We start from the raw sequence: 14,294 nt of genomic DNA on the forward strand, positions 1-14,294 counted from the left end.
ACGGGGCGCACGGGCCCCGTGCTGTATCTTCCGGGCCATGCGCCAACTCTTGATTCTGCTTCTATTGCTCGCAGCGCCAGTCTGGGCCGCCGTACCCACCGGCTTCACCGAGACCGTCTTCCAGTCGAGCACCCTGAATCAGGCCACGGGCATGGCGTGGGCCCCTGATGGCTCGGGGCGCCTGTTCATCACCATCAAGTCGGGGGCCATCCGGGTGGTTTCGACGGAGAACGGCCTGCCGCAGACGACGACGCCAGGCGGCGCCGCGCTGGTGACGAGCCTGTTCGCGACGGAGCCGGTCGTCCACACCAACAGCGAGTGCGGCGTCATCGGCATCGCGTTCGACCCGAACTTCACGGTCAACCGCTACGTCTACATCTTCGTCACCGTCTCCGCGTCGGAGCAGCAGATTGTCCGCTACACGGACTCCAACGGCACGGGCACGGCGCGCACGGTGATTGTCTCGCGGCTGCCCACTCGCGGAGAGAATCACGACGGCGGTGGCATCGGCTTCGGGCCGGACGGCAAGCTGTACTTCGCCGTGGGCGACCTGGGCAACGGCACGGGTGTGGATGCGGACCTGACGTCGATGGCGGCGAAGGTGAGCCGGGCCAACCGCGACGGCACGCCCGCCAACGACAACCCGTTCAACGACGGCGTGGGGCCGAACAACGAGTACATCTGGGCCCGAGGCGTCCGCAATCCGTTCACGCTGACCTTCCAGCCGAGCACCGGCCTGCTCTGGGTCAACGTGGTGGGCGACGGCTACGAGCAGACCTTCGTGGTGAACCGGCGCAACCACGCGGGCTACAACGACTATGAGAACAACCAGCCGGCCGGCAACGACTACATCACCCCCGTCATCAAGTACCGCACCAACAACATCGACACGCGCACCCTCACCGCGACGGGCGCCGCGCGCGCGGGCGGTATCGCCACCTTCACCACCACCGGCAACCACGGCTTCCGCAAGGGCGAGAAGCTCACCATCGAGGGCGTGTCGGATGCCTCGTTCAACGGGGACTTCTACGTCGCCAGCGTCCCCAGCGCGACGACCTTCACGCTGACGCAGACGGGCTTGCCCGATGTCGGCAGCGGCGGTGGCACCGCGAAGACCCAGGCCCTGGGGGCCTGCCTGAACGGCGGCGTCTTCTACGACTCCACGCTCTTCCCAGCCGAGTACCGCGGCAACTACTTCTTCGGTGACTATGTCTCCGGCAAGTTCGCGCGCGCCACGCTGGCGCAGGACAATACCGTGGCGACGGTGGACCTGTGGGGGACGGAGTTCAGCTCGTATGTCGACGCGACGGTGGGACCCGACGGCGCGCTGTACACCATCGGCGTCACCAACGGGCGTCTGCGCCGCATCGTGCCCAACGCTCCCGGACAGCGCCTGGTGGTGACCGGACTCTACCCGCGCGTCGTGGAGGGCGGCCGGGCCACCTTCACCGTGCGGCTGGCGGAGGCTCCCACGGCCTCTGTCGTGGTGGATGCCTTCAGGGCGGCGGGCGGCAGCACCGACCTGCGCCTGTCGGGTGTCTCCACCTTCACCTTCACGCCGGGGAACTGGAGCGTTCCGCGCGTCGTGACGATTGAGGCGCTGGAGGACGCGGACGCGGTCGTGGACACGGCCACCTTCACCGTGGCGTCCAGCGGGCTGACCTCCGAGTCCGTGCTCGCGACCACCATCGAGGACAATTCCGCGCAGTTCGTGCTCTCGTCCAGCAACGTGAGCATCAACGAGGGCGGGACGGCGACGTTCGACGTGTCGATGAACCGCGCGCCCGCGAGCAACGTGAGCGTCACGGTGGCGCGCACCGCGGGCGACACGGACCTCACCGTGCAGTCCGGGGCCGCGCTCACCTTCACGACGACCAACTGGAGCACGCCGCAGACCGTCACGCTGAGCGCCGCCTCGGACGCCGACAACGCGGATGGCGTCGCCACCTTCACCGTGTCGGCGACGGGCCTGGATTCGCGCGCCGTGACGGTGACCGAGGCGGATGACGAGCCGCTGGCGCCCGTCATCACCTCCACGGCTCCCCTCACCGCGGTGGTGGGCAACCCGTATCGCTACGATGTGGAGGCGCGCGCGAGGCCGGTGCCCACGTACACGCTCACCACCTCGCCGCCGGGGATGTCCATCGACGCGGCCACGGGCCTCATCTCCTGGACGCCCACCACGGCGATGACGGTGCCCGTCGAGGTGCGCGTGGCCAACACCGTGTCCCCGGATGCGACTCAGACCTTCTCCATCACCGTGAAGGAGGACGAGGCGCCCCGCGCGGTCCTCACGCGTCCCACGGCGGAGGAGCGCGTGTCCGGTGCGTTCTCGGAGTTCTACGGCGACTGCATCGACGACTACGGCTGCACGCGCGCGGAGTTCTTCGTCGACGGAGTGCGGCGCTACGCCGACGAGCGCACGGACAATCACTTCCACTTCGGCGGCGAGCACAACCGCTGGGACACGACGGATCTGGCGCCCGGTGGCCACCTGGTGAAGTTCGCGGTGGTGGACACCTCGGGGAAGCGGCACGAGGTCGAGGTGAAGGTGTGCGCCGGTGACGGTGACTGCACGCTGGTGCCGCAGGGGCCTCCGGATGCCGGCTCGGAGCCGGACGCTGGCGTGTCACCTGACGCGGGTTCGCAGCCCGATGCGGGTTCGCAGCCCGACGCTGGCCCCAGCCCTCAGTCGCCGGGGGAGGATGACGGCTGCGGCTGCGGCGCCGCGCCCGTGGGCTCGCTCGCGTGGGTGGCCCTGGCCGCGCTGGCGATGTCGCGCCGACGTCGCCGTCAGGCCTGACGGCTGCGTGCCTTGAGCACCGGTGCTCGCCCGGCGGCCTGAATCAGGGTGTCGGCCAGGGCGAGCGCCGGAGCGATGTGGGTCTCCAGCGCCGAGGTGGATGCGGGGACGCCCCGGTGCTCCGCCTCCAGCAGTCCCGCGACGATGGAGAAGCGCTGGTAGTGACGGTGGGCGCGCAGCAGATGCTCGCCCACCTGGGGCGTGGTGAGCAGGGCGTGCGATTCCGGCGACAGGCCCTTCAGGTTGAGCGCCGAATCCAGCGCCACGTCACCCAGTTCCTCGTCGCGCACGCTGAACAGCTTCAGGAACTTGTCGCCCAGCCCCTCGGTTTCCAGGTGCAGCTCCTGGGGCACCACGTCGCTCACGTCCAGGCGCAGCACCATCACGTGGTACGAGCCCTGGTTCTGGCCGCGGACCTCGGTGAGCAGGGAGAGCTGCCGGTCCTGGTGGAGCCCCTGCACTTCCATGAAGTCCTTGGACTGGGTGAAGCTCCAGCCTCTCCGCGTCGCGAAGACGAGCCACGCCTTGCGTTGCCGACGCTTGTCCCTGGCGGCGAGGGTGAGCACGACCACGACGAAGAGCACCGTGCCCAGGAGCGCGAGCCATGGGACGAACGTGGATTCCATGCGGGAAAGCATCCCCCCGAGAGGACGGGCTCGGCCAGTCTCCCTGTCGGGTTCACCGCGCCCCCAGGACGCGTGGGGCCGGGTGGGGTCGCAAAGGCGCGAAATTCCAGGGGCTTGTCCGCATGTCAGAGGGAGCGTGTAAGGGAGCAGGCGCCCGGCGCTTGGAGCAGGCGGCTTCCCCGGAGGAGGCTGCCGGGCGGCCTGAGTGCCGTGGGGTGAGGGAGGGTGAACGCGGGATGCGCTTGCTGCACACGTCGGACTGGCACCTGGGACACACGCTGTACGACGTCTCGCGGGAGGCGGAGCACGGCGCGTTCCTGGAGTGGCTGCTGGACACGCTGGAGGCCCAGGCGGTGGACGCGCTGCTGGTGGCCGGCGACATCTTCGACACCTCCAACCCCAGCGCGGAGGCGCAGGCGGCCTGGTACCAGTTCGTCGCCAAGGCCCGGCGGCGGCTGCCCCGGCTGGACGTGGTCGTCATCGGTGGCAACCACGACTCCGCCGCGCGGCTGGATGCGCCGGACCCGTTGTTCGCGGCGCTGGGCGTGAAAGTGGTGGGCGGGCTGCCGCGTGCGGGGGGCTCGCTGGAGTTGGAGCGACTGCTGGTGCCGGTGCACGACGCGAAGGGACACGTGGGCGCGTGGGTGGCGGCGGTGCCCTACCTGCGGCCCGCGGACCTGCCGCCGGTGCGGGAGGAGGCGGGGGACCGGTTGGTGGAGGGCGTTCGCGCGGTGTACTCGGAGGTGCTGGACGCCGCGCGGCACCGACGTCAGCCGGGTCAGGCGCTGGTGGCCATGGGCCATTGCTACATGACGGGCTCGGAGCTCTCGGTGCTCAGCGAGCGGAAGATTCTGGGCGGCAACCAGCACGCGCTGCCCGTGGAGCTGTTCTCGGACGATGTCGCGTACGCGGCGCTGGGGCACCTGCACAAGGCGCAGCGCGTGGGTGGGCGCGAGGGCGTGCGCTACAGCGGCTCGCCCCTGCCGCTGTCGCTGTCGGAGGCGGGATATCGGCACCAGGTGTTGCTGGTGGATTTGAAGGGGGACGCGCTGGAGGCCGTGCAGTCGCTGCCCGTGCCGCGTCGCGCGGAGATGGTGCGCGTGCCGGCGCGGGACGCCGCGACGCTGGAGGAGGTGCTGGCGTTGCTGGAGGCGTTGCCGGCGCTGGAGGAGGACGCGGTGGAGTGGCGGCGTCCCTACCTGGAGGTCTGCGTGTCGCTGCCCCGACCGGAGCCGTCGCTGCGGCAGAAGGTGGAGAAGGCGCTGGAGGGACGCGCGGCGCGGCTGGTGAAGCTGACGCCCGCGTACACGGGCACGGGCGGCGCGCTGGCGGAGGTCCAGCCAGGGCTGTCGCTGCGTGAGCGCACGCCCGAGGACGTCTTCCGGGCGAGGTATGCGCGTGACTACGAGGAGCCGCCCTCGGAGGTGTTGCTGGAGGCATTCCACACGCTGCTGACCCAGGTGCAGGAGGACGCGTCATGAAGGTCCTCTGCATCCGGGGCAACAACCTGACGAGCTTCGCGGGGACGTTCGCGCTGGAGCTGGACCGGCCGCCGCTCGACAGGCTGGGACTGTTCGCGATTACGGGTGCGACGGGCGCGGGCAAGAGCACGCTGCTGGACGCGCTGTGCCTGGCGCTGTTCGACCGGACACCGAGGCTGGGCGGACGGGGTGGTGTCCCGGTGGGGCGCGCGGACGAGGAGGAGGAGGCACGGCTGTCCGCGTATGACGTGCGCGGCATGTTGCGGCGGGGCGCGGGCGAGGGCTTCGCGGAGGTGGACTTCCAGGGGAAGGATGGGAAGCGCTACCGGGCCCGCTGGTCGGTGTGGCGGGCGCGCAGTCGCGCGGAGGGGCGCTTCCGGCCTCAGGAGATGACGCTCACGGAGGTGGCCACGGGACAGCAGTTCGGCCGCACCAAGGGCGAGGTGCTGGCGGCCATCCAGGAGCGGCTGGGGTTGTCGTTCGACCAGTTCCGCCGCTCGGCGTTGCTGGCGCAGGGGGAGTTCGCGGCCTTCTTGAAGGCGGATGCGAGCGAGCGCGCGGAGCTGCTGGAGCGGATGACCGGCACGGAGGTGTACAGCCGGCTGTCCATGGCCGCCCACGAGAAGAACAAGGGCGAGCAGGAGGAGCTGGCGCGCCGGGAACTCGGGCTGGCGGCGATTTCGCTCATGGAGGCCGGGGAGCGCGGCGCGGCGGAGGGGCGGCTCGTCGAGGAGGCCGAGGCGCGCAAGGGCGTGGAGGCGCGGCTGGGGGAGGCGGAGGGCGCGGCGGCGTGGCACGCGGAGCTATCGGCGCTGGTGGGGGCGCAGCGAGACGCGGAGGAGAAGGAGTCGCGCGCGGCGGAGGCACTGGCGGCGGCGGCGCCTCGGGCGAAGAAGCTGGAGGAGGTCCGCGCGGCGGAGTCGTTCCGAGGGGCGGTGACGGCGGCGGAGGGGGCGGAGCGTCGGTGCGAGGAAGCGGACGCCACGGGTCGGGTCCGTGGCGCGGAGGTGGAGGAGGCGAAGGCTCGGGCGGCTCAACTGCTGGGGGCGTTGCGGGTGGCGGAGGAGGGGCGGCAGGAGGCGCGGTCGGCGCAAGAGGTCGCGGCGCCGGCGCTGGAGGCCGCGGCGGAGCTGGATGCGCGGAGCGTGGCGGCCGCGCGTGACGCGGAGGAAGCGCGGGCGCGGGCGCGGGTGTCGGAGGACGAAGCGGCGAAGGCTCGGGCGGTGCTCGAGGAAGTCGTGGTCCGCGAGGAGGCCGCGCGGGTGGCGGGAGAGGGGGCTCGGGTCTGGTTGTTGGAGAAGGCCCACTGGGAGGCGCTCGCGAGGGAGTGGCCTCGCTGGCAGCGCGAGCTGGAGCGCTACGAGGTGGCGCTGGGCGAGGGGAAGACGGCGCGGGCGGCCGTGGAGAAGCTGCGCTGGGACGTGGACTTGCTGAAGGACGCGGAGCGTCTGAGGCGTCAGGAGCGGGACTCGGCGGCGGAGGCCGAGGCGCGGGCGCAGGCGGCGGCGACGCACGCGGAGACCTCGTTGGGGGAGGGGACGGGCGTGGAGCGGCGGGTGCTGCGGGAGTCACTGCTCGCGAGGCAGGAGACGCTGCGCGCACTGGAGCTGGCCCGGCAGGGCCTGTGTTCGGGAGAGGTCGAGGCGCGAGAGGCCGCGCGTGAAGCGGCGACGGCGCGGGAGGAATCGGAGTCCGCGTCGGTCGCGGTGCGGGACTCGGCGGTGCGGCGGTTGGAGCGTGAAGCGGCGCTGAAGGAAGCGCGCCGTGCGCTGTCCGTGGCGGAGGCGACACAGGGGCATGCGGCGCAGCGGGCGCTGCTTCGCGAGGGCGAGGCGTGCCCGCTGTGTGGTGCCACGGAGCATCCGTATCGGCATGAGGTGCCGGCCCTGGCGGGGTTGGTGGCGGAGTCCGCCGCGCGGGTGGAGACGCTGGAGTCCGAGCGGAATGAGTGCTCTCGCGAAGAAGTGGATGCGAGCGCGAGGCAGGCGGCGGCGCGAGCGCGAGTCACCCAGGCGGAGTCGCGGCGAGAGGGCGCGGCGGCCCGCTGTGGAGAGCACCGTGACGCGTGGGCGCGGGGCCGCGAACAGTGGCGGCGGGTGCGGACTCAGGGCTCGGCGTCTTCGGGAGGTGGGCCTGGACTCAGTGCGCGAAAGGGTGTTGTCGGGGCCCATGACTCCGAGTCGCCGGGCGGCGAAGAGGGTGCGGGAGTTCGTGACGCCACATCGGCCCCGGGAGTCGCCAGCGCGCGTGATGCCGCGTCTGCTCCCGAAGAGGGCTCGGGCCCGGAGGCGAGCGTCTGGCTGGAGGCGATGGTCGCCGAAGTCCAGGCACGGCTGTCCGCGCTGAAGTCCGAGGAAGAGGCGGCGGAGGGACTGGCCCGGACGGCGCGCGAGGCGAGAGCGGCGCTGGAGGCACAGCGCACCCGACGTGAGGTGGCGGCCGATGCGCTCCGGCGCGCGGAAGAGTCCTTCACGCGAGTGGAGGGCGCGCTGAAGGAGGGGCTGGCCCGGATGGAAGCGGCGGACGCGACGGTGCGACAGGTCCTGGCGGACGTGTCCCCCATTTTCGCCTCGGACGCGGGATGGGAGGCCAAGCTGGAGGCCGCTCCGGCGGACTTCCGCCAGAAGTGCGGCAAGCGCGTCTCCATGTGGAAGGAGCGCGAGGACATCGTCCAGAAGGCGAAGTCTCGGGAGGACGAGGAACAGCGACACCGTGCTCACGCGCAGGGCTTGCTGGAGGTGAGCGCTCGCCGTGCCGAGGAGGACGCCGCTCAGGCGACGCTCAAGGGTCAGGCTCGGGATGCAGCGGTGCGGGCCCGCGCCGCGCTGCTGGAGGGCCGCCCCACGGAGGAGGTCCGCGCGGAGCTGCGCGCGAAGCTGGAGTCGGCGCTGGCGGCCTACGAAAAGGCCCGCGTGTCAGCCGAAGCGGCACGACAAGCCGAAGGGGTGGCGCTGGCCCGCGCGGAGGATGCGGCACGCGACCTCACCCGTGCGCGGGAGTCCCGCGAGTCGGCGCGGAAGGAGCTGGAGCAACGGCTGGCGGCCCAGGGTGTGTCGCTGGACGTGGTGAAGGCGCTGCTGGCGAACGATGCCGCGTGGTGCGAGGCGGAGGCTCGGGCGCTGGCCGTGCTGCGCGAGGCCCAGGCCCAGGCGCGAGCGGTGCGCGACGAGCGACGTGAGCGGCGCACGGGCCACGAGTCGAGCGGGCCGCCCCGCTTGTCGGAGGAGGAGGCGACCGCCGCCCGCGAGCACCTGCGAGGGGACGTGGAGGTGCGGCGCCGAGCCGAGGCGATGCTGCGCGCGAAGCTGGAGGCGGACGACGCGGCCCGTGCCCGTCACGGCAGCGAGGCCCAGGCGCTGGCGGAGCGCAGGCGTGCGGGCGAGGTGTGGAAGGCGCTGGGTGACCTCATCGGCTCGCATGACGGCAAGCGCTTCAAGGTCTTCGCCCAGAGCCTCACGCTGGACGCGTTGTTGCTGCACGCCAACGCGCACTTGCAAGAGCTGGCGCGCCGTTACCGCCTGATGCGCGTGCCCGGGCATGACCTGGACCTCCAGGTGGTCGACGGGGACATGGGTGACGAGGTGCGTGGCGTGGCCAGCCTGTCGGGTGGCGAGAGCTTCCTGGTGTCGCTGGCGCTCGCGTTGGGGTTGGCCTCGCTGTCGTCGGAGACGACGCAGGTGGAGACGCTCTTCATCGACGAGGGCTTCGGGACGTTGGACCCGGAGACGCTGGAGGTGGCGCTGGCGACGCTGGACGCACTCCAGGCCACGGGTCGACAGGTGGGCATCATCTCCCACGTCTCGGGGCTCGCTGAGCGCATCGGTGTGCAGGTGCGCGTGGTGAAGCAGGGCGGAGGCCGCAGCCGGCTGGTGGTGGAGGGCGACCTGGGCCTGCCGTACGTCGCGGTTCAGCAGCTCGCGTGAGGTCCAGGCCTCACACGCCCGTGCCCATCAACCCGCGCACCACGGCGGCCACGGCCAGCGGCGTGGCCACACGGTCATCGGAGAGGGCGGCGAGGGCCCGCGCGAACTGCTCCGCGGAGCCGAAGCGCTGCGAGGGGTGAGGCGCCAGCGCGCGGTCCAGCACCAGCGCGAGCGCGTCCGACACCTCTGGCACCTGCATCCGCACGGGCTTCACCCGGCCCCCCCGGATGGCGGACTCCACCTCCTCACCGGGGCCAGAGGGGAAGGGCGACTCCAACGACAGCAGTTCGTACAGCAGCACCGCGGTGGCCCACAGGTCCACCGCCACGGACACCTCGCCCGCCAGCAGCTCCGGCGAGCGGTAGTGCTGCTTGCCCAGGCGTCGCGCGTCGAGCGCCATGCCCGCCCGTGAGCGAGCCACGCCGAAGTCCGCCAGCTTCACCTCTCCAGTTCGCGACAGCAGCACGTTGTGCGGGGACACGTCGCAGTGCACGACACCCAGCGGACGGCCCGTGGTGCTCGTGGCCTGATGCGCGTGCGCGAGGGCCTCCAGCACCTGCCGGACGATGAGCACGGAGATGTCGATGGGCAGCTCGATGCGCCGCCGTCGGCACTGCGCCAGCACGCGCCCCAGGTCCGGCCCCTCCACCAGCTCCAGCGCGAGGTAGCCCCCGTCGGGCAGCTCTCCATACTCGACGAAGCCGACGATGTGCGGATGCCGCAGACACCGGGCCAGCTCCGCTTCATGCAGGAGCTGCTCGTGCGCCTCGTCGTCGTGCGCGCGCTCGGGGCGCACGCGCTTGAGCGCCACGTGCTCTCCGGCCCGCGCGCCGTGCTTCACGCGCGCGAGGAACACCTCCGCCATGCCGCCGCGTCCCAGGCGGGACAGCAACTCGAAGCGGCCACAGTCCCTCGGCCAGGTCTCCTCCACCACGTCCATGACTCAGCTCACCCCACCCACCAGGCTCGCCAGGTAGCCGTCGAGCGTCCGGGAGAAGGTGACGTCGTCACTGAGGAACGCAAGCCCCACGCCGCCGCTGTAAGGGTCATCCAACACGTGCACCACCACCGCCTCGCCCTGCAGATGCTCCCCGTTGGGCAGCTTCACGTCCACGGTGACGACGCTGTCGGGCGGAGGCCGGTGCGCGGTGCGCACGAAGAGGCCGCCGTTGGAGATGTTCAGCGCGTGCTCCCGCACGAAGTCCAGCTCGGTGCGGAACTCCAGCTCCAGCCGCACCGCGAACCGGCGCCCCCGGCGCTGGGGACCGCCCGTTGGCGCGGAGGGCACGCGGCGTGGATCATCCTCCGACGTGGGCACGGCGGCGGGACTCGGTGGCGCCGAGGGAGCAGGAGCCGCGGGTCGCGAGGCCAGCGCGCTCACGTGCTGCTCCAGCGCCCGTGCCGCGGCGGTGCGCTCCTCGCCCCCGTAGGCCTTTCCTCCCGCGAAGATGCTGGTGCGAAGCGCGTCGCGCTCCGGCTTGGGCAGACGCCACAGCTCCACGAAGGTGCCGCCGCTGCGCTTCACCTCGTCGGCGAGCCGCTCCACCGCGGCACGCGGATAGCCCGGGGCCTCCACCTTGAGCTCGATACCGGCCTGCTCGGCCTGCACGGAGACGACGAGCTGCATCGATTGCGCGGAGGGCAGCAGTTCGCCAAGCCCCTCCACCACCGCCGCGGCGCGTTCTGGTGAAGCCCCTCTATTCCACAATGCCGCGAGACCGAAGACAGGCACGAAAGAGACGATAACCGACGCTTCCCACCCCGCGAACAGTGTTCGCCAACAGTCATGCCGCAATCCGTCCATGAGGTTGGACAGAGAGCATACGAAGAGCGACGAAGAACTCGTACCGAGGGGAATAGTCACTGACCAAAAGGCGCAGGTCTTCATAGACTTCAGGTTCCCCCTGACTCATCCCAACCCCCCCGGAGTCAGGGAAATGGAGTCGAATGATGCGTACGTCCTTCACCCGGCTCATCGCCTGCGTGCTCGTGTCAGCTTCGTTGCTGGCTGGCTGCGGCGGGTCGGACCCCGAAGACCCCACTCCGCCCGGCAATGAAGATGCGGGTACGACCCCAGACAGTGGAACACCGCCCCCGGAGGATGCGGGCGTCGAGCCTGACCCGGACCCGGATCCAGGTCCGGTGCCCACGGATGTCGACGACAGCAAGAACCCCACCAAGGACTCCGACTGCGACGGCCTCACGGACGCGGAAGAGTTCGCCAATGTCTATGCCGGCGGGTTGAAGACGGACCCGGGTCGGCGTGACACCGACGGTGACGGCATTCGTGACGGCGTCGAAGTGGGCCGCACCTCGAGCATCAACACCACCTGTTCGTTCCGCGCGGACCTGGACCCGGACTCGCGCACCTCGCCGGTGAAGGCGGACACGGACGGCGACGGCATCCCCGACGGCCTGGAGGACACCAACCGCAACGGCGCGAGGGACCCGGGTGAGACGGACCCCAACGCCCTCGACTCGGATGGTGACGGGCTGAAGGACGGCGAAGAGGACGTCAACCACAGCGGCACGGTGAGCCCCGGCGAGACGGACCCGCGCAAGCGCGACACGGACGGCGACGGCCTGTCGGATGGTCAGGAGCGGACCATGGGCACGGACCCGCTCAAGCCCGACACGGACGGCGACTCGTGCAGCGACGGCGAGGAGGACCGCAACCGCAACGGCGTGCGCGACAGCGGCGAGACGGACCCGAAGGTGGCTGACTGCGCCGCCTCCATCCCCGACGCGGACTTCGACGGCATCCCGGACGCGGTGGAAGTGGCCACCGGCACGAACAAGGACAAGGCGGACACGGACGGCGACGGCCTCGACGACGGCGTCGAGGACGAGAACAAGAACGGCAAGGTGGAGGCGAACGAGTCGGACCCGCGCTTGACGGACACCGACTGTGACGGCCTGCAGGACGGCGCGGGCCGCGATGGCTTCCTGGGTGAGGACGGCAACGGCAACGGCAAGGTGGACGCCAACGAGACGGACCCCACCAACCCGGACACGGACGGCGACGGCCTGCGCGACGGCTTGGAGCGCGGTGTGACGACCGCCGCGGCGCCGCGCAAGGACTGCGGCTACGCGGGCGACGCGCACCCGAGCAGCACCACGAGCCCCACGACGGCGGACTCGGACGGTGACGGCATCGCGGACGGCGCGGAGGATGCGAACCAGAACGGCCAGGTGGACGCGAACGAGCTGGACCCGAAGAACCCGGCGGACGGCGCGCCCAACACGCCGGCGGGCCAGGCCTGCCGCGCGAACAACCTGCGGCCCGTCACGTTCAAGGAGGACAACGGCGCGGACGTGCGGCTCGCGCTGCCTGCCACCTTCAAGGACGCGAACATCACCAACATCACGGTGGCTGGCGCCACGGTGGGCGTCATCGGCTGGGACGACACGAAGCAGGTGACGCTGATTGCGTACAAGCGTGGCGCGGTGGGCGGCTCCATCACCCCCGCGGGCGACGAGGCGGGCATCCGCGGTGCCTCGTTCAACACCGCGACGAGTGACTACGCGCAGACCTTCAACACCTGGGACGGATACGCCGCGCTCGCGGCTCGCTACTCGCTTCCGGGCAGCGAAGACCTGAAGGCTCGCACCAACTCGCTGGTGCGGTCGCTGGTGCCAGGCAGCGCCGGTTCGCTCGCGGGCTCGGCGGGCATCACCGGTCCGTTCACCATCCAGGCGCAGTTCGTCCACCGCTCCAACGACAGCGTGCTGGTGGTGGTCGCCATCACCCCCACGTCCCGCTACAACGAGGCGGGCAGCCTCTTCTCGCTGGCGGACACGGCGGGCGGCTCGGCGCTGGCGCAGTTCGGTGACGCGGACGCGGTGCAGTGCGAGCTGTTCACCTCGCGCCAGGCAGTGGTGGACTTCATCTTCGTGGTGGACGACAGCGGCTCCATGGCCAGCTCGCAGCAGTCGCTGGCGGACGCGGCCACGGCCGTGGCGAACAAGCTGGGCAACTCCACGCTGGACTGGCGTGTGGCGATGGTGACCACGAGCTACACCTCCACCAACACCAACCATGCCAACCGCAACGTGGTGCGTGGCTTCACGCGGAACATCAACCAGTTCCGTGCGTGGCTGACGCAGAACAGCACCTGCGCCAGCGGCCAGTGCAACACCCTCACCATTCCCCCGGGGACGACGCCCACCACCTGCACGAACAACCAGTCGTGCTGGGTGGGTTTGAGCGGCTGGGGCGACGAGAAGCCCATGGAAGCGGTGCGAGCGGCCATCAACACCACGCTCGTGCCGAATGGCACGTCTTCGGACTCGCGCATCCGCGACGGCGCCAAGGTGGTGGTCGTCATCCTCACGGACACGCATGACTACTCGGCGGACTCCATTCAGACCTTCGAGCAGTACTTCAAGAGCACCGGCAACACGCCCGCGACGAAGAACCCGCTGAACCAGGTCATCCAGGTCCACGGCATCATCTGCCCGCCGGAGTTCGCCACCAGCAACACGGCGACGTGGTGTCACAACCAGGAAGACCCCCGCGACCCGAAGCACCTGGACATCATCCAGGCGACGGGCGGCGTGGTGGGCAGCATCCGCAACTCCACCTCCATCACCACGACCATCAACGGCATCATCGACAGCGTCATCGCGTCGGTGGGCTACCGCACGCAGCAGCCGCCCATCGGCGCGTCGGTGAAGGTGTCGGTGGCGACGGTGGCGGACGCGGTGTCGTGCCCCACGGCGGCGGACCTGCCGCGCAGCCGCACCAACGGCTTCGACGTGGATGGTATCAACCGCACGCTGTCGTTCTTCGGCGGCTGCCGGCCGCAGGCGGACAACACGCAGGCGGCGGTGTCCTACCGCTACTGGAGCGACCGGACGACGAACGCCAACGGCGTGCCGCCTCCTTGCAAGACGGACCCGTATTACGACGCGACGGAGGCGGACTACTGCGACGGCAAGCTCTCCTGCAACCGCACCACGGACAAGTGCGAGTGCCCGTCGGACTGCGGTGGTGTCGGCGCTCCGGGCCAGGTCTGCAACACGGACCCGGCGGTGTGCGCCTACACGTGCGCTTCGGATTGCGGTGGCACGTGCGGCACGTATGAGTCGTGCAACTCGGCGACCTGCGCGTGCTCGTGCGTCCAGACGGCCACGTGCGCGGCGGGCTACAAGTTCGACCCGAGCGTGTGCGCCTGTGCGTGTGACACCTCGTCGCTGAGCTGCGGCTCCACGACGCAGCCGGACGCGGCCTCGTGCTCCTGCGCTTGCAAGGCGGACTGCGGTGGCTGCCCGTCGAACACGGCGTGCAACCCGAGCACCTGCGCCTGCGAAGGCGTCATCGGCTGACGGTGACGTGAAGCACCGGCCTTCACTCGAGGGCCGGCGTGGCGGAGTGCTTCCTCGGAAGCTGTCTGGGTCCGAGGAAGCCAGGGGCCTGGTGACGAAACGTCGCCGGGCGTCTGGGACCCGGCTCAGGACA

At 70.8% G+C, this 14,294-nt stretch carries 7 protein-coding genes; 4 read left to right on the top strand and 3 right to left on the bottom strand.

The window, feature by feature from the left end; genetic code table 11:
* Positions 1–37 precede the first annotated feature (37 nt).
* Positions 38–2,803 carry a sorbosone dehydrogenase family protein gene (locus tag HUA74_RS10745; protein WP_174454488.1) on the top strand — a complete coding sequence of 922 codons (2,766 nt, stop codon included), beginning with the start codon at positions 38–40 and terminating at the stop codon, positions 2,801–2,803.
* Here HUA74_RS10745 and HUA74_RS10750 read toward each other — a convergent pair.
* Complete coding sequence (locus tag HUA74_RS10750; protein ID WP_174454489.1) at positions 2,794–3,429, bottom strand: hypothetical protein; 636 nt, start codon at positions 3,427–3,429, stop codon at positions 2,794–2,796. The two genes, HUA74_RS10745 and HUA74_RS10750, sit on opposite strands and share 10 nt — an antisense overlap.
* 236 nt (positions 3,430–3,665) lie before the next feature.
* On the opposite strand from HUA74_RS10750, the gene HUA74_RS10755 reads away from it, so the two are divergent.
* Both HUA74_RS10755 and HUA74_RS10760 read left to right on the top strand, forming a co-directional pair.
* Positions 3,666–4,910 carry an exonuclease SbcCD subunit D C-terminal domain-containing protein gene (locus tag HUA74_RS10755; RefSeq protein ID WP_174454490.1) on the top strand — a complete coding sequence of 415 codons (1,245 nt, stop codon included), beginning with the start codon at positions 3,666–3,668 and terminating at the stop codon, positions 4,908–4,910.
* The gene (locus HUA74_RS10760; protein WP_174454491.1) at positions 4,907–8,833 is read left to right on the top strand and encodes an AAA family ATPase; all 3,927 of its coding nucleotides are present in this window, start codon (positions 4,907–4,909) and stop codon (positions 8,831–8,833) included. Before HUA74_RS10755 ends, HUA74_RS10760 begins: the two co-directional genes overlap by 4 nt.
* Positions 8,834–8,843: 10 nt before the next feature.
* Here HUA74_RS10760 and HUA74_RS10765 read toward each other — a convergent pair whose 3' ends face one another.
* Together HUA74_RS10765 and HUA74_RS10770 are read right to left on the bottom strand one after the other, a co-directional pair.
* On the bottom strand, positions 8,844–9,773 hold the full coding sequence (locus tag HUA74_RS10765) for a serine/threonine-protein kinase (RefSeq protein WP_141644692.1): 930 nt from the start codon (positions 9,771–9,773) through the stop codon (positions 8,844–8,846).
* Positions 9,774–9,776: 3 nt separating this feature from the next.
* The gene (locus HUA74_RS10770; RefSeq protein ID WP_174454492.1) at positions 9,777–10,565 is read right to left on the bottom strand and encodes a TIGR02266 family protein; all 789 of its coding nucleotides are present in this window, start codon (positions 10,563–10,565) and stop codon (positions 9,777–9,779) included.
* Between the two features lie 218 nt (positions 10,566–10,783).
* Between HUA74_RS10770 and cglD the strand changes: the two genes are divergently transcribed.
* On the top strand, positions 10,784–14,161 hold the full coding sequence (gene cglD, locus HUA74_RS10775; protein WP_174454843.1) for an adventurous gliding motility lipoprotein CglD: 3,378 nt from the start codon (positions 10,784–10,786) through the stop codon (positions 14,159–14,161).
* Positions 14,162–14,294: the final 133 nt, after the last annotated feature.

It is taken from the genome of Myxococcus sp. CA051A (genome assembly GCF_013336705.1).
GTDB classification, from domain to species: Bacteria; Myxococcota; Myxococcia; order Myxococcales; family Myxococcaceae; genus Myxococcus; species Myxococcus llanfairpwllgwyngyllgogerychwyrndrobwllllantysiliogogogochensis.